Origin of the sequence: Janibacter melonis (assembly GCF_020567375.1) — a bacterium.
Classification (GTDB): Bacteria; Actinomycetota; Actinomycetes; order Actinomycetales; family Dermatophilaceae; genus Marihabitans; species Marihabitans melonis.
The window spans coordinates 642,640-658,231 of the sequence record NZ_JAJBZM010000003.1 but is presented as its reverse complement, the minus strand read 5'-3'; the positions used below and the strand labels follow the sequence as shown (position 1 = coordinate 658,231).

13 protein-coding genes and 1 pseudogene are annotated in these 15,592 nt (G+C 74.4%); 8 read left to right on the top strand and 6 right to left on the bottom strand.

Annotation, left to right across the window (positions count from 1 at the left end):
- The first annotated feature begins 3 nt into the window (after nt 1–3).
- A complete protein-coding gene (locus LIV55_RS15265; RefSeq protein WP_372456526.1) occupies nt 4–897 on the top strand; it encodes a mechanosensitive ion channel family protein in 894 nt (297 codons plus the stop codon).
- Nucleotides 898–968: 71 nt separating this feature from the next.
- Complete coding sequence (locus LIV55_RS15260; RefSeq protein WP_068273781.1) at nt 969–1,373, top strand: globin; 405 nt, start codon at nt 969–971, stop codon at nt 1,371–1,373.
- Between the two features lie 76 nt (nt 1,374–1,449).
- Here the strand turns inward: LIV55_RS15260 and LIV55_RS15255 are convergent, their stop codons facing one another.
- Nucleotides 1,450–2,385 carry an NADP-dependent oxidoreductase gene (locus LIV55_RS15255; protein WP_229301006.1) on the bottom strand — a complete coding sequence of 312 codons (936 nt, stop codon included), beginning with the start codon at nt 2,383–2,385 and terminating at the stop codon, nt 1,450–1,452.
- 133 nt (nt 2,386–2,518) lie between these two features.
- Here LIV55_RS15255 and LIV55_RS15250 point away from each other — a divergent pair, with 133 nt between their 5' ends.
- Complete coding sequence (locus tag LIV55_RS15250; RefSeq protein ID WP_229300813.1) at nt 2,519–4,219, top strand: glycoside hydrolase family 13 protein; 1,701 nt, start codon at nt 2,519–2,521, stop codon at nt 4,217–4,219.
- Complete coding sequence (locus tag LIV55_RS15245) at nt 4,219–5,037, top strand: glycerophosphodiester phosphodiesterase family protein (RefSeq protein WP_229300812.1); 819 nt, start codon at nt 4,219–4,221, stop codon at nt 5,035–5,037. Before LIV55_RS15250 ends, LIV55_RS15245 begins: the two co-directional genes overlap by 1 nt.
- Before the next feature lie 122 nt (nt 5,038–5,159).
- On the opposite strand, the gene LIV55_RS15240 is transcribed toward LIV55_RS15245, so the two are convergent.
- From LIV55_RS15240 to LIV55_RS15230, 3 genes are read right to left on the bottom strand one after another with little or no spacing between them, the layout of a single operon-like run.
- On the bottom strand, nt 5,160–5,948 hold the full coding sequence (locus tag LIV55_RS15240; protein WP_229300811.1) for an inositol monophosphatase family protein: 789 nt from the start codon (nt 5,946–5,948) through the stop codon (nt 5,160–5,162).
- Between the two features lie 22 nt (nt 5,949–5,970).
- Nucleotides 5,971–6,630 (bottom strand): DUF8185 domain-containing protein, encoded by a 660-nt coding sequence (locus LIV55_RS15235; RefSeq protein WP_229300810.1) that lies wholly within the window; start codon nt 6,628–6,630, stop codon nt 5,971–5,973.
- On the bottom strand, nt 6,627–7,070 hold the full coding sequence (locus LIV55_RS15230) for an acyl-CoA thioesterase (RefSeq protein ID WP_191563923.1): 444 nt from the start codon (nt 7,068–7,070) through the stop codon (nt 6,627–6,629). Before LIV55_RS15230 ends, LIV55_RS15235 begins: the two co-directional genes overlap by 4 nt.
- 117 nt (nt 7,071–7,187) lie before the next feature.
- On the opposite strand from LIV55_RS15230, the gene LIV55_RS15225 reads away from it, so the two are divergent.
- Nucleotides 7,188–9,350 carry a RecQ family ATP-dependent DNA helicase gene (locus LIV55_RS15225; protein ID WP_229300809.1) on the top strand — a complete coding sequence of 721 codons (2,163 nt, stop codon included), beginning with the start codon at nt 7,188–7,190 and terminating at the stop codon, nt 9,348–9,350.
- A 99-nt stretch (nt 9,351–9,449) separates the two neighbouring features.
- Here the strand turns inward: LIV55_RS15225 and yczE are convergent.
- Nucleotides 9,450–10,025 (bottom strand): annotated as a pseudogene (gene yczE / locus LIV55_RS17355) (membrane protein YczE); the annotation flags it as partial.
- A gap of 95 nt (nt 10,026–10,120) precedes the next feature.
- Here yczE and yczR point away from each other — a divergent pair.
- From yczR to LIV55_RS15205, 3 genes are read left to right on the top strand one after another with little or no spacing between them, the layout of a single operon-like run.
- Entirely contained in the window at nt 10,121–11,563 is a 1,443-nt protein-coding gene (yczR, locus tag LIV55_RS15215; protein ID WP_229300808.1) for a MocR-like transcription factor YczR, read from the top strand.
- A 34-nt stretch (nt 11,564–11,597) separates the two neighbouring features.
- Entirely contained in the window at nt 11,598–12,551 is a 954-nt protein-coding gene (locus LIV55_RS15210; RefSeq protein WP_083968588.1) for an acyl-CoA thioesterase, read from the top strand.
- The gene (locus LIV55_RS15205) at nt 12,544–13,224 is read left to right on the top strand and encodes a GNAT family N-acetyltransferase (RefSeq protein WP_229300807.1); all 681 of its coding nucleotides are present in this window, start codon (nt 12,544–12,546) and stop codon (nt 13,222–13,224) included. Before LIV55_RS15210 ends, LIV55_RS15205 begins: the two co-directional genes overlap by 8 nt.
- Nucleotides 13,225–13,319: 95 nt before the next feature.
- Here LIV55_RS15205 and glgX read toward each other — a convergent pair whose 3' ends face one another.
- Complete coding sequence (gene glgX, locus LIV55_RS15200) at nt 13,320–15,464, bottom strand: glycogen debranching protein GlgX (protein WP_229300806.1); 2,145 nt, start codon at nt 15,462–15,464, stop codon at nt 13,320–13,322.
- Nucleotides 15,465–15,592: the final 128 nt, after the last annotated feature.

The following is a 15,592-nucleotide window of genomic DNA, read 5'->3' as shown; positions in this document are numbered from 1 at the left end:
AGCATGGCGGCGGTGACCGCCCAGGACGCCTGGGGCTGGTTCTCCGGCGTGCCGCTGCAGATCCTCGTCACCGTCGTCGCCGCGGTGGTCGCCCGGGCCGTGCTGCACCGGGCGATCCGCGGCTTCGTCGACACGACCGTCTCGCGTCGCGAGGGCCGCATCGTCGACCGCGGGCGCTCCGCCGTCGGCATGGTGGCGACGAAGGCCGGCATCAACACCGAGCGGCACCGTCAGCGCACGCTGACGCTCGGCTCGTTGCTGCGCTCGGTCGTCACCTTCGTCATCTCGCTCATCACCCTGCTCACGGTGATGGCGCTCCTCGGCATCCCGCTCGCGCCGCTCCTGGCGTCCGCGGGCGTCGGCGGTGTCGCGCTCGGCTTCGGCGCGCAGAGCCTCGTCAAGGACTTCCTCTCCGGGGTCTTCATGATCCTCGAGGACCAGTACGGCGTCGGCGACCTCGTCGACACCGGCGAGGCCATCGGCACCGTCGAGGAGGTCACCCTGCGGATCACCCGGCTGCGCGACGCGCAGGGGGTCGTCTGGTACGTCCGCAACGGCGAGATCATCCGCATCGCGAACCGCTCGCAGGGGTGGTCGACCGCGACGGTGGACCTGCCCTTCTCCTACCGCGAGGACGTCGACCGGGTGGGGCGGATCATCCGCGAGGCGATCTCCGGTCTCGAGGACGAGCCGGAGTGGTCCGCCGCGGTGCTCGACCCGCCGCAGCTGCTCGGCGTCGAGTCGATCACCGGCGGCACGGTGACGATGCGCGTCCTCGCGCGCTGCGCGCCCGACGAGCACTGGGGCGTCCAGCGCGAGATCCGGCGCCGGGTCAAGGACGCCTTCGACCGCGAAGGGGTCAAGGGCCCGCCCTTCCCCCCGGTCGCCACGGTCTGAGCCCGGCGCACCTCGGGCACGGCACGGGGGCGGGCTCGGCCCGCCCCCGTGCCGCCTGAGAGACTGGACGCATGTTCGTCCAGCCCGGCGAGACCTTCTACTCCCAGGTCGGTGGTCACGAGACCTTCGTCGCCCTCGTCCACGCCTTCTACGAGGGGGTCCGTGAGGACCCCGAGCTGCGCGCCCTCTACCCCGAGGAGGACCTCGGTCCAGCCGAGGTGCGCCTGCGGATGTTCCTCGAGCAGTACTTCGGGGGGCCCTCGACGTACAACGAGCTGCGCGGGCACCCGCGCCTGCGGATGCGGCACGTCGGCTTCGCCGTGACGCTCGACATGCGCGACCGCTGGCTGCGCCACATGTACGCGGCGATGGACCAGGTCGACCTGCCCGAGGCGCACGCCGAGCAGATGCGCGACTACTTCTTCCGAGCCGCGCACATGCTCGTCAACTCCGACGACGAGGGCAACCGGCTCTGAGCACGGCGCCGCCCTGAGCACGACGAAGGGGGACCCCCGACCGGCCGGTCGGGGGTCCCCCTTCGTGCGTGGTGGGTCAGGCGACGGCGGGGTCGCTGACCGAGAGGACGATCTTGCCGGCCGCCGAGCCGTCACGGCTCGCGGCGAAGGCGTCGGCGGTCTGCTCGAGCGGGACCACCCGGTCGACCTCGACGTGCAGACGCCCGGCGGCGACCTCGTCGAGCAGACGGGCCAGCCGGGGGCCGTCGGGGCGCACCCAGACCCAGCGGCCGCCGTGCTCCTCGACCGAGGCGTCCGCGATCGAGGCCAGCCGCCCGCCGTCGCGACGCAGCGCGAGGCTGTCGTCGAGGACCCCGCCGACGAGGTCGGCGACCGCGTCGACGCCCTCGGGCGCGAGCTCGCGGACGCGCTCGACGAGGCCGTCGCCGTACTCGACCGGCTCGACGCCCAGGGCGCGCAGCCGCTCGTGGTTGCGGGCCGAGGCGGTGCCGATGACCCGGGCGCCGGCCCCGACGGCGAGCTGCGAGAGCAGGTGACCGACACCGCCGGACGCCGCATGGACGAGGACGACGTCGCCCGAGCCGATCTCGAGGGTCTCGAGGACGCGCTGGGCGGTCAGGCCCGCGAGCGGCAGCGCCGCGGCGTCGTCGTCGCTCACGGCGTCGGGCACGGCCGCGACGTCGTCGACGGCGACGGTGACGTACTCGGCGTAGGTGCCGCCCGAGACGACCTGCTTGCGCGCGTACGCGGCGACCCGGTCGCCGACGGCGTGCTCGGGGGTGTCGGGGCCGACGGCGTCGACGACGCCCGCGACGTCCCAGCCGGGCACGACGGGGAAGTGCGCGTCGAGGAGGGGGTCGAGCCCGCCGGACATGACCTTCCAGTCCACGGGGTTGACGCTCGCCCGGGTGACGCGGATGCGGACCTCGCTCGGTCCCACCTTCGGCGTCTCGCGCTCGGTGAGCTGCAGGACGCTGTCGTCGCCGTACTGGTCATAGGTGATCGCTCGCATGCTCATGCCAACCCGGCGGGAGGCCGAGCCATTCCGCCGGGTCGACGGCCCGGGCGCCCGGGGCGGCTGGGCCGTGGGATGAGGGTCCGACGCCCTTTTGCACCGACGGGTCCCGCGCTGCGACGATCTGCGCATGACTGCGTCCCCGACGACCCTGCAGACCACCCCCCTGCACGCCGGTGCCCCGGCCGACGCCGCGTGGTGGCGCGACGCCGTGATCTACCAGGTCTACCCCCGCAGCTGGGCCGACGGCGACGGCGACGGCGTCGGCGACCTCGCGGGCATCACGGCCCGCCTGCCCCACCTGCGCGCCCTCGGGGTCGACGCGGTGTGGTTCTCCCCCTTCTACGTCTCGCCGCAGCGCGACGCCGGGTACGACGTCGCCGACTACCGCGACATCGACCCGCTCTTCGGCGACCTCGACGACGTCGACGCGATGATGGCCCGCGCCGCCGAGCTCGACCTCAAGGTCGTCGTCGACCTCGTGCCCAACCACACCTCGGTCGACCACGCGTGGTTCCAGGCCGCCCTGGCCGCCGCGCCCGGCTCCCCCGAGCGGGCCCGCTACATCTTCCGCGAGGGGCGCGGCGACGGCAGCGAGGCGCCGAACGACTGGACCTCCGTCTTCGGCGGGCCCGCGTGGACGCGTGTCACCGAGGCCGACGGCGAGCCCGGCCAGTGGTACCTCCACCTCTTCGACACCGGTCAGCCCGACCTCGACTGGACCAACCCGCAGGTGCGCGCGGAGTTCGAGTCCGTGCTGCGCTTCTGGCTCGACCGAGGCGTCGCGGGCTTCCGCGTCGACGTCGCCCACGGCCTCGTCAAGGCCGAGGGGCTGCCCGACTACGCGCCGCGCGAGCACATGCTCCAGCAGAACAACACCGCCGACAGCCCGTACTGGGACCAGGACGGCGTGCACGAGATCTACCGCGACTGGCGCCGGGTGCTCGACTCCTACACCGAGGGCCCCGAGCGGATCCTGTGCGCCGAGGCGTGGGTGCGCCCGCCGGAGCGTCTCGCCCGGTACGTGCGCCCCGACGAGATGCACCAGGCCTTCAACTTCGACTTCCTCGACACCCGGTGGGACGCCGGCGCCCTGCGCGAGGTCGTCGAGACCTCGCTGCGGGTCTACGACGAGATCGGCGCGCCCTCGACGTGGGTGCTGAGCAACCACGACGTCGTGCGTCACGCGAGCCGCTTCGGGCTGCCGCAGGACGGCCCGCGCCCCAACGGCATCGGCGCCGAGGACCCCCAGCCCGACGCCGAGCTCGGGCTGCGCCGGGCCCGCGCCGCGACGACGCTCATGCTCGCGCTGCCCGGCGGGGCGTACGTCTACCAGGGCGAGGAGCTCGGGCTGCCCGAGCACACGAGCCTGCCCGACGAGTACCGCCAGGACCCGACCTTCCGCCGAACCGGCGGCGAGGAGCTCGGTCGTGACGGCTGCCGCGTGCCGATGCCGTGGGAGGGCGACGCCCCCGGGTACGGCTTCGGCCCGAGCGGGCGCACGTGGCTGCCGCAACCGCCGTCCTACGGCGAGCTCGCCGTCGACCGCCAGACCGGCGTCGAGGGCTCGACCCTCGAGCTCTACCGCCGGCTGCTGTCGGTGCGCCGCGAGCGCGCCCTCGGCCGCGGCTCGCTGGCCCACGTCGACGGGCTCGGCGAGGACGTCGTCGCCTTCGTCGTCGGCGAGAGCACGCTCGTCCTGGCCAACCTCGGTGACGCGACCGTCGCGCTGCCGGCCGGCGCCGAGGTGCTCGTCGCCTCCGGGCCGCTCGCCGACGGCCAGGTCCCGAGCGACACGGCCGTGTGGGCCGCCCTGGCGAGCGAGGGCTGATGCTCTCGGCCCGGGTGGCCCGACCGGCGTCGGACTACCCGTACTTCCAGGCGCAGACCCCCATCGGGCTCGCGCACCGCGGTGGGGCCGGGTACGAGCCGAACGTCGGGCGCGAGAACACGGCGGCAGCCTTCGAGGAGGCGGTCGCCATGGGCTACCGCTACCTCGAGACCGACGTGCACGCGACGTCCGACGGGCGGCTCGTCGCCTTCCACGACGCGGTGCTCGACCGGGTGACCGACGGGGTCGGCTCGCTCGCCGAGCTGCCGTGGTCGCGCGTGAGCCGGGCCCGCACGCCGGCGGGTGACGCGGTGCCGCTCATGGACGAGCTGCTCGAGCGCTTCCCGACGATCCGCTTCAACATCGACGTCAAGGCGCCCGGCGCGGTCGCGCCGCTCGCCGAGGTCGTGCGGCGTCACGGGGCGATCGACCGGGTGTGCGTCGGGTCCTTCTCCGACGAGCGGCTGCGCGCGGCGCGGCGCCTGCTCGGGCCACGGCTGGCGACCTCGGCCGGGCCCGCGGGAGTCGCCGGCATGCGCCTGCTGCCCGGGGTGCTCTCGCGCCTGCTCCACTCCCCCGCGCAGGCGCTGCAGATCCCCGTCCAGCACCTCCTCGGGCGCCGCCCGATCACCCTCGTCACCCCGGCGCTGCTGCGCGCGGCCCACGCGACCGGCAAGCACGTCCACGTGTGGACGATCGACGACGCCGACGAGATGCACCGCCTCCTCGACCTCGGCGTCGACGGCATCGTCAGCGACCGGATCGAGGTCCTGCGCGACGTCCTCGCCGAGCGCGGCACCCCCCTCGCCGACGACTGACGGACGGCTCCGCCCCCCTTCGCACTTTCCCGCCCAGGGCGGGAACATGCGACCTCGGGCAAGAACATCTCTTTCCCGATGTCGAACCTTCCCGCCCTGGGCGGGAAAGCTGTGGCGGCGGGTCAGCGGGTGAGGGCGGAGAGGACCTGCTCGACGGCGGTGGGGCGGCCGGCGACGCTCCATGTCGTGCCGCGGACGTCGACCTGGGCCGTGCGCCCGCCCGCGCCGAGGACGAGGGCCTCACCGGGCAGCCAGTCCCACGCGGGCACGAGGGGCTGCGCCCACACGCCGACGCGGCCGGCAGCGACCGCGGCGAGGTCGCACGAGCCCGACCCGAGCATGCGCACCGTCGCCGCCCCCTCGCACGCGGCGAGCCACGGCTCGCGCAGGGCGGGGTCGGCCAGACGCGTCGGGTGGAGGTAGGTCGCGAGGCAGACCTCCTCGAGCGGCAGGTCGGCGAGGGGCTCCAGCGGTGCGCCGTCGAGGCTCGTCGGCAGGTCACGGCCACCGAGCCACCGCTCCCCCGTCACCGGCTGGTGCACCGCGCCGAGCACGACGCCCGTGCCGTCGCGCAGCGCGAGCGCGCTGCACCAGTAGGCCATCCCGGCCAAGAAGTTGTACGTCCCGTCGACGGGGTCGATGACCCAGGTCCGCCCGCTGCGCGAGGGCGCCTCCGCGCCCTCCTCGCCGACGACTCCGTCGTCGGGCCGTAGCCGGGCCAGGACCGAGACGACGAGCTCCTCGGCGGCGTGGTCGGCGGCCGTGACGACGTCGGAGACCGACGTCTTGCGGGCGCCGGTGAGGCCCTCCGCACGCATCGCCGCGGCGAGTGCGCCGGCCCGGTCGACGAGCTCGGCGGCCAGGGCCGCGTCGTCGAGGTCAGCGGGGATGGTCGTGGGGTCGGTGCTCACGGCACCAGCCTACGAAGGGGGGTCAGCGCGCGAGGACGTAGCCGGCCCGGGAGGTGAGCCGGACCCACGGGCCCTGGGCGTGGACCGTCACGGGGTCCTCGCCGAGGAAGCCCAGGACGTGCATCCCGAAGGCTGCGCCCGCCGGGACCGACGCGCCGTCAGACCCGCCGGGGACCTCGACGCGACGACCCCAGACGCGCGAGCGCAGGTCGGCGACGGCGCTCGAGCCCGCGCCCTGCGGGGTGCCCGTCGCGACCTCGACGATGCCGGCGGTGGCGGTGTCGTACAGCCGCGAGGCGGGGAGCGACCCGACCGGCTCCCAGCCCCCGCGGGGCGGGCTCACGGCCGCCCACGACGCGGCGACGGTCGTCGGCGGCACGGGGAGCTCGGCGGACCCCGTGCCGCTGCGGGCCAGCCGGTCGGTGAGGGCGGCGAGCGCGACGACGGTGTCGAGGGGCTCGGGAGGTGCCCCGAGGGGCAGGGTGCGCAGGCCGAGCACGAGGCCCGCACGGGTCAGACCGGCCCCGGGCAGCACGCACGTCCACACGGCGAGGACGCCGGCGTCGCCCGCGGGCAGGGCCTGCAGCCGGGCGGCGCCGTCCTCGTCGTGACGCTTCGCGCGGCCGACGTAGGTGGCCAGGTCGGCGCCGACCTGCTCGTCGGCGAGCACGAGGGCGCTCATCGCCGACCCCGCAGCGCGACGGGGGCCTCGAGCTGCGCGCGCAGGGCGTCGCGCTCGGTCTGCGGCAGGCGCCGCGGCCGCTCGGTGGCGAGGTCGAAGGCCGCGAGCGTCGTCTCGGCCCGGGCGTACACCGCGTCGCCGACGTCCTCGGGGTCGCGCACCTCGTAGCCCACCTCGAAGCTCGCGCCCCCGATCTGGCTCACCCGCAGGTCGATGCGCACGGGGGCGAGGCGGTAGACGAGCGGGCGCAGGTACTCGATCTCCTGCCGCGCGACGATGACCCCGCCCTGGAGCATCTCCTCCGACCCCGACCCGAACCACTGCGCGAAGGCGGTGATCCGCGCCTCCTCGAGCAGCCGCAGGTACTGGACGTTGTTCACGTGCCCGTACGCGTCCATGTCGCTCCAGCGAAGGGGGACGAGGGTCGTGGTGATCGGCATGGCGCCATCCTCCCAGCCCGGCAGGGAGCCCGGCGGCGCTGCCCAGCGGGCGCCGGGCAGCGGTGCCCGGCGGGCGTCCGGGCGGCGCCGTCGCACCCCTCGCCTACGGTGGAGGACATGAGCTCCTCCCCCGCTCCCACCGACCTCGCGAGCACCGACGGCACGCACGTCGACGTCGACCCCCAGGTCGCGCAGGCCGCCCGTGCCGCCCTGCGCCGTCTCGTCGGGCGCGAGGACGTCGACTTCCGCGACGGGCAGCTCGAGGCGATCGCCGCCCTCGTCCAGCACCGGCGCCGGGCGCTCGTCGTGCAGCGCACCGGGTGGGGCAAGTCGGCGGTCTACTTCGTCGCCGCCTCGCTCATGCGTGCCCGGGGCGCGGGCCCGGCGCTCATCGTCTCGCCCCTCATCGCGCTCATGCGCGACCAGGTGGCCGCCGCCCACCGCGCCGGGGTGCGCGCGGTGTCGATGAGCTCGGCCAACGCCCAGGAGTGGGACGACGTGCGCTCGGCGCTGGCCGCCGACGAGGTCGACGTGCTCCTCGTCAGCCCCGAGCGGCTCAACAACCCCCGCTTCCGCGAGGAGCAGCTGCCCGACCTCGTGCGCCGCTGCGGCCTCGTCGTCGTCGACGAGGCGCACTGCATCTCCGACTGGGGCCACGACTTCCGACCGGACTACCGGCGCATCGCCGACCTGCTCGAGCGCCTGCCGCAGGACACCCCGGTGCTCGCGACGACCGCGACCGCCAACGCGCGCGTCGTCGCCGACGTCGCCGAGCAGCTCGGGGCCGGAGGCCACGACGTGACGACGGTGCGCGGGGCGCTGGCCCGCGACTCCCTGCGCCTCGGCGTGCTGCCGGTCGCCGGTCCCGACGAGCACCTCGCCTGGCTGACGACGCACCTGCACGACCTGCCCGGCAGCGGCATCATCTACACCCTCACGGTCTCGGCCGCCGAGGACGTCGCCCGGGCCCTCGGCGACGCCGGCCACACGGTCGCCGCCTACACCGGCCGCACCGACGCCGAGGACCGCGCCCGGCTCGAGGAGGCGCTGCGACGCGACGACGTCAAGGCCCTCGTCGCGACGAGCGCGCTCGGCATGGGCTTCGACAAGCCCGACCTCGGCTTCGTCGTGCACCTGGGAGCGCCCTCGTCGCCGGTCGCCTACTACCAGCAGGTCGGTCGTGCCGGCCGCGCCACCGACCGCGCCGACGTCGTGCTCCTGCCCGGCCACGAGGACAGCTCGATCTGGAGCTACTTCGCCTCCGCGTCGATGCCGCGCGAGGACCAGGCCGAGGTCGTCCTGCGCACCCTCGCCGAGGCCGGCCGACCCGTCTCGACCGCTGCGCTCGAGACCGCTGTCGACATCCGACGCACCCGTCTGGAGCTGCTGCTCAAGGTCCTCGACGTCGACGGCGCCGTGAGCCGCGTCCAGGGCGGGTGGATCAGCACCGGGCAGCCGTGGACCTACGACGGCGAGCGCTACGCCCGGGTCGACCAGGCCCGTCGCGACGAGCAGGACGCGATGCGGCGCTACCTCACCCTGACGACCTGCCGGATGGCCTACCTCCAGGCCTGCCTGGACGACCCGAGCGCGCAGCCGTGCGGGCGGTGCGACGTGTGCGACCCCGGCTGGGTGCCGCAGGGCGTCGCCGCCGATGCCCGCACGAGCGCGAGCCAGGCGCTGCAGCGTCCGGGTGTGCCGCTGGACCCGCGGGTCTCGTGGCCGACCGGGATGCCGCGGCTCGGCGTCGAGGTCAAGGGCCGGATCCCGGCCGAGGAGCAGGTCGAGGAGGGCCGGGCCCTCGCCCGCACGACCGACCTCGGGTGGGGACCCCGGGTGCGCGAGGTGCTCGCCGCGCCCGACGCGCCCGTGCCCGAGCCGATGACCCGCGCGCTCGTCCAGGTGCTCGCCGCGTGGCCGTGGGCGCAGCGCCCGGTCGGCGTCGTCGCGATGCCCTCGCGGCGACACCCCCTGCTCGTCGGGTCGGTGGCCGAGCGCCTCGCGCAGGTCGGTCGGCTGACGATGCTCGGCACCCTCGACCTCGTCGAGGACGGACCGGTCGGCGAGCCGGGGGGCAACAGCGCCTTCCGGCTCGCCGGGGTGTGGGACCGCCTCTCGGTCGGGCCCGAGCTCGCCTCCGCCCTAGCGACGGCAGGCGGCCCCGTGCTCCTCGTCGACGACGTCGTCCACTCGCGCTGGAGCCTGACCGTCGCCGGCCGGCTGCTGCGCCGCGCGGGTGCCGAGGCCGTCCTGCCCCTCGCCCTCGGGCTCGAGGGCTGAGGCGACCGGCTCGAGCGGGGCGTCGGCCGGCTGCGCGCCCGCGTGCGCAGGACGGCGCCGTGACGCCGAGAGGTCGACGGTGACGAAGGGGAGGAAGAGCTGGATCGTCGGTCCGATGAGGACGGCGTAGAGGACGGTGCCCAGACCCACGACCCCGCCGAGCAGCCAGCCGAGCGCCAGCACGGTGAGCTCGAGCGAGGTGCGCACGAGGCGGATCGACCCGCCGGTGCGCCGGGCGATGCCGGTCATCAGCCCGTCGCGCGGCCCGGGGCCGTACTGGCTGCCGATGTACAGGGCCCCGGCGAAGCCGTTGACGAGGATGCCGCCGAGGAGCAGGACCCACCGCCACACGAGGCCGTCGGGGGTGTCGAGCAGCGACAGGGTCGCGTCGGTGGCCAGGCCGATGACGACGGCGTTGGCGACCGTGCCCAGCCCCGGCCACTGGCGAAGGGGGATCCACAGCACGAGCACGAGCACCCCGACGCCGATGACGATCGTGCCGAAGCTCAGCCCCGTGAGACGGCGCACGCCGTCGTGGAAGACGTCCCAGGGGTCGAGGCCGAGCTCGCTGCGCACGAGCATGCCCATCGCGGCGCCGTAGAGGGCCAGACCGACGAAGAGCTGCGGCAGCCGCCGGGCGGTCTGCCCGGCACGGAGCTGCTCGAGAGGGGTCATCGCCTCGAGGGCGACACGGCGTGGTGCGTTCATGAGACCGATGGTGCCGTGCCGACCCCTGCCGCAGAAGAGCCAATCATGACAAAGTGGCTCGCATGACCCGCACGATCTCTCCCACCCGGCTGGCGACCCTGCTCGGCCGCGCACCGGAGCGCCACCCCGCCTACCGCTCCGTCGCCGAGGCCCTGCGCCTGCTCGTCGACGACGGCCGGGTCCCGGCCGGCACGCGGCTGCCCAGCGAGCGCGCGCTCGCGGAGACCGTCGGGGTGAGCCGGGCGACGGTCACGCGGGCCTACGCCCTGCTCACCGAGCAGGGGTACGCGAGCTCCCGGCGCGGGTCCGGCACCGTCACCGACCTGCCCGACGCCGCGAGCCGCGACGGCCGCGGCGCCCTCATGCCGCGCATCGAGGGCGGCGACACCGGCGTCGTCGACCTCACCTGCGCCGTCATGCCGCCGCCGGTGCAGATGCACACGGCCTACGAGCAGGCCCTCACCCGCTGGCCGACCTACCTGCAGGGGTCGGGCTACTACCCGCTCGGGGTGCCCGCCCTACGCGAGGCCGTCGCCGCGCGGTACACCCAGCGCGGTCTGCCGACGAGCGCGGACGAGGTGATGATCACCAGCGGCGCGGTGGGTGCCCACGCCATCGCGTCGCGCGCCTTCCTCCGGCCCGGCGACCGGCTGCTCCTCGACAGCCCGACCTACCCCAACGGCATGGAGGCCCTGCGCGCCGACGGCGCCCGGCTCGTCGCCATGCCCGTCGACGAGACCGGCTGGGACCTCGACGCCTGGGAGGCCGCCCTGCCGCGCACCGGCGCTCGCGCCACCCTGCTCCTGCCCGACTACCAGAACCCCACCGGGCACCTCATGGGCGAGGGCGAGCGGGCGCGGCTGGGTCGGGCACTCACCCGCCACGACGTGCTCGCCGTCGTCGACGAGACCCTCGTCGAGACCCGGGTCGACGGGCCGGGGGTGCCCTCCCCCTTCGCCGCCCACCACCGCCGCACGATCACCCTCGGCGGCGCGAGCAAGAGCCACTGGTCCGGGCTGCGGGTGGGCTGGCTGCGGGCGCCCGCCCGCCTCATGGCGCCGCTCGCCGCGGCGCGCACGACCCTCGACCTCGGCTCCCCCGTGCTCGAGCAGCTCGCCCTGCTCGAGCTCATGGCCCACGACGACGAGATCACCGCCTCGCGCGCCGAGGTGGCCCGCTCCCGGCGCGACACCCTCGTCGCGGCCCTGCACGAGCACCTGCCGCAGTGGCGCACCCGCGTCCCGCACGGCGGGCTGTGCCTGTGGGTGACCCTGCCCGGGCCGGTGTCGACCCCCTTCGTCGTCGCCGCCGAGCGGCACGGGGTGATCCTCGCCCCCGGGCCGCGCTTCGCCCCCGAGCCCGGTCTCGAGCGGCATCTGCGCATCCCCTTCACCCTGCCCGAGCCGACCCTGCGCGACGCCGTGCACCGGATGGCCCGCGCCTGGGCCGAGCTCGACCCGGGGGCGCACGCCCGCCACGACCTCGCCACCCCCCTCATCGCCTAGTCTTCGCCCAGCGCCCCCGACCCGAAGGACCCCCGTGACCGACCAGCGTCCCCTCGCCGAGCGCCAGGCCGCCACCCTGCGCGAGCTGCTCGACGTGCTCACCCTGCGCCCCCTCGGCAGCGCCCGCATCGAGGTGACCGGCATCGACGGCGAGCGCTCGACGAGCCTGGGCACCGAGGGCGCCGACGTCTTCGAGGGCGCGAGCATCAAGCAGCCGCACAACCGCGTCTTCGGCGGCCAGGTGCTCGCCCAGGCCCTCGTCGCGTCGAGCCTCAGCCTGCGCGAGGAGCACCCGCAGCGCCTCCCCCACTCGCTGCACGCGTACTTCATGCGCGCGGGCGACGACACGATGCCCATCCGCTTCGTCGTCGAGCGGATGCGCGACGGCCGCTCCTTCTCCACCCGCCGCGTCCACGCGATCCAGCACGGCCGCCCCATCCTCTCGCTCACCGCGTCCTTCCAGGACCCGGCCGGCGGGCTGGACCACCAGGACCCGATGCCTCAGGTGCCCGGACCCGACAGCCTGCCGTCGATGAACGCCGTGTACGACCAGTACGACGTCCCGCAGGCCAAGCGCCTGGCCGAGCGCCCCTTCGACCACCGCTACCCCGCCGGCGACCTCGCCGGGCCCGCCCGCGAGCCGGGCGAGGCGGTCCAGCAGGTGTGGGTGCGGATGATCTCCGAGCCCGTCGAGGACCCCTACCTGCGCTCCGCGCTGCTCGCCTTCGTCTCCGACTTCAGCCTCCTCGAGCCGGTGCTGCGCCGGCACGGCCTCGCGTGGGGCGACCGTCGGCTGCGCCCGGCGAGCCTCGACCACGCCATGTGGTTCCACCGCGACGTCGACCCGACGCAGTGGATGCTCTACGACCAGACCTCGCCGTCCGCGCAGGGCGGGCGCGGGCTCGGCACCGGTCGCTTCTTCACGCAGGACGGGCGGCTCGTCGCCTCCGTCGCGCAGGAGGGCATGATGCGGGTCAAGGGTGAGTGAGCCCGTCGGCCCGTCGCTGCCGGGCTGGACCCCGCGCGAGCCGCTGCGCCCGCAGCGTCTCGCCGGACGCACCGTGACGCTGCGCCCGCTGCGCGTCGACGACGCCCCCTCGCTGTGGTCCGCCCTCGGCGGCCCGGCCGCACCCCCGAATCTCTTCACCTACCTCAAGACCGACCCGCCCCGTGACGAGGACGAGCTGCGGGCCGTCCTGCAGGACGCGCTCCGCGCGCCCGCGTCCTGGGCCCTGGCGATCTGCCGCGACGACCTCGTCGTCGGCATGGCGAGCTATCTGCGCACCGACACCGCGGCCGGCAGCGTCGAGGTCGGCAACATCCTCTTCGCCCCGCCGCTGCAGCGCACGACCGCCGCGACCGAGGCGATGCACCTCATGGCCGAGCACGCCTTCGCCGCCGGCTACCGCCGCTACGAGTGGAAGTGCGACTCGCTCAACGCGCCCTCGCGCGCCGCCGCGGCCCGGCTCGGCTTCACCCTCGAGGGCACCTTCCGCAACGCGCTCGTCTACAAGGGGCGCAGCCGCGACACGACGTGGTTCTCCATCACCGACGACGAGTGGCCCGCCGTCCGCGACGCCCACCGCCGGTGGCTCGACGAGGCCGTCGCCGGCTCGCCCCGCACCTCGCTCACCGAGCTCACCGCGGCCCTGCGCCCGTAGCGCTCGGCCGGCCCGGACGACGCGGCACGCCTCGCGCCCGGACGACGAAGGGGGGTCCCGACCGGCTGGCCGGGACCCCCCTTCGTGCCCTCGGGTCAGCCGAGCGGGTTGGCGCCGGTCGGGGTCACCCCGGCGTCGCGCCGGTTGCGCAGCACGACGACGCTGCGGTCGTCGACCTCGACCTGGGCGCCGGCGTCGTGCTCGCCGCCGTCGACGACGTCGGCCGCCGTGTCGATGACGCAGACCCAGCACTGGCCGTACGCCTCGCCGGGGAGCGTGAAGGTCACCGGGTCGGGGCTGGAGTTGAAGAGCATGACGAAGTCGTCGTCGACGAGCGGGTTGCCCCGCTCGTCCGGCTCGGGGATCGCCTGGCCGTTGAGGAAGACCATGATGGCCCCGGAGGCCGAGTCGCCCCACTCCTCGTCACCCATGTGCTGGGCGTCGGGACGGAACCACTCGATGTCGCCGATCGCGGACTCACCGCCGTGGTCGGCCCGGCCGGCGAAGAAGCGCCGGCGGCGGAAGACGGGGTGCTCACGGCGCAACGAGACGACCGCGCGGGTGAACTCGAGCAGCTCCTGGTCGGGCAGCTCGAGCTCCCAGTCCATCCACGAGGTCTCGTTGTCCTGGCAGTAGACGTTGTTGTTGCCGTCCTGGGTGCGACCGAGCTCGTCGCCGTGGGCGATCATCGGCACGCCCTGGCTGAGGAGCAGGGTCGTGAGGATGTTGCGCTGCTGGCGGGCGCGCAGCGCGAGCACCTCGGGGTCGTCGGTCGGCCCCTCGACGCCGCAGTTCCACGAGCGGTTGTGGCTCTCGCCGTCACGCCCGTCCTCGCCGTTGGCCTCGTTGTGCTTGTCGTTGTACGAGAAGAGGTCGCGCAGGGTGAAGCCGTCGTGGGCGATGACGAAGTTGATCGACGCGAAGGGGCGGCGGCCCGAGTGCTCGTAGAGGTCGGAGGACCCGGTCAGCCGCGAGGCGAACTCGCCGAGGGTCGCGCCCTCGCCGCGCCAGTAGTCGCGCACGGTGTCGCGGTACTTGCCGTTCCACTCCGTCCACAGGGGCGGGAAGTTGCCGACCTGGTAGCCGCCGTCACCGATGTCCCAGGGCTCGGCGATGAGCTTGACCTGGCTGATGATCGGGTCCTGCTGGATGAGGTCGAAGAAGGCCGAGAGCTTGTCGACCTCGTGGAACTGCCGGGCCAGCGTCGCCGCGAGGTCGAAGCGGAAGCCGTCGACGTGCATCTCGGTGACCCAGTAGCGCAGGCTGTCCATGATGAGCTGGAGCACGTGCGGGCTGCGCATGAGCAGGCTGTTGCCCGTGCCCGTCGTGTCGTAGTAGTGCTGGGGGGCGTCGTCGACGAGGCGGTAGTAGGACGCGTTGTCCAGACCGCGGAAGGCCAGGGTCGGCCCGAGGTGGTTGCCCTCGGCGGTGTGGTTGTAGACGACGTCGAGGATGACCTCGATGTCCGCCTCGTGCAGCGCCTTGACCATCGTCTTGAACTCGGTGACCTGCTGGCCGCGCCCGCTCGAGGCGTAGCCGTTGTGCGGGGCGAGGAAGCCGATGGTGTTGTAGCCCCAGTAGTTCGACAGGCCCTTGTCCTGCAGGCCGGTGTCGTTGACGAACTGGTGCACCGGGAGCAGCTCGATCGCGGTGACCCCGAGATCGGTGAGGTGGCCGATGATCGCCGGGTGGGCGATGGCCGAGTACGTGCCGCGGATCTCCTCCGGCACGTCGGGGTGGGTCATCGTCAGGCCCTTGACGTGGGCCTCGTAGATGACCGACTCGTGGTACTCGTGGCGCGGCGGGCGGTCGTGGCCCCAGTCGAAGAAGGGGTTGATGACGACGGAGAGCATCGTCTTGCCGGCGCTGTCCTCCTCGTTGCGCACCGAGGGGTCCTCGAAGTCGTAGGAGAAGAGCGCCGGGTCGGTGACGACCTGGCCCTCGATCGCCTTCGCGTACGGGTCGAGGAGCAGCTTGCTCGGGTCGCAGCGGTGGCCCTGCTCGGGCTCGTAGGGCCCGTGGACGCGGTAGCCGTAGCGCTGGCCGGGCTGCACCTGCGGCAGGTAGCAGTGCCAGACGAAGGCGTCGACCTCGGTGAGCTCGACGCAGGTCTGCTCGCCGTCGTCGTCGATGAGGCAGAGCTGGACACGCTCGGCCACCTCGGAGAAGACGGCGAAGTTGACTCCTGACCCGTCGTACGTCGCTCCGAGGGGGTAGGGGGCGCCGGGCCAGATCTCCACGCGTGTCTTCTCCTGTGCTGTTGCGGTCGGGGTCGAGGACGCCCTGAGCCTACGGTGCGCAGGCCCCGATCCCGACGACAAGGGCCGCCCGTGCGCTCCCGCACGGACGGCCCCTGCCCCCTGTCCTG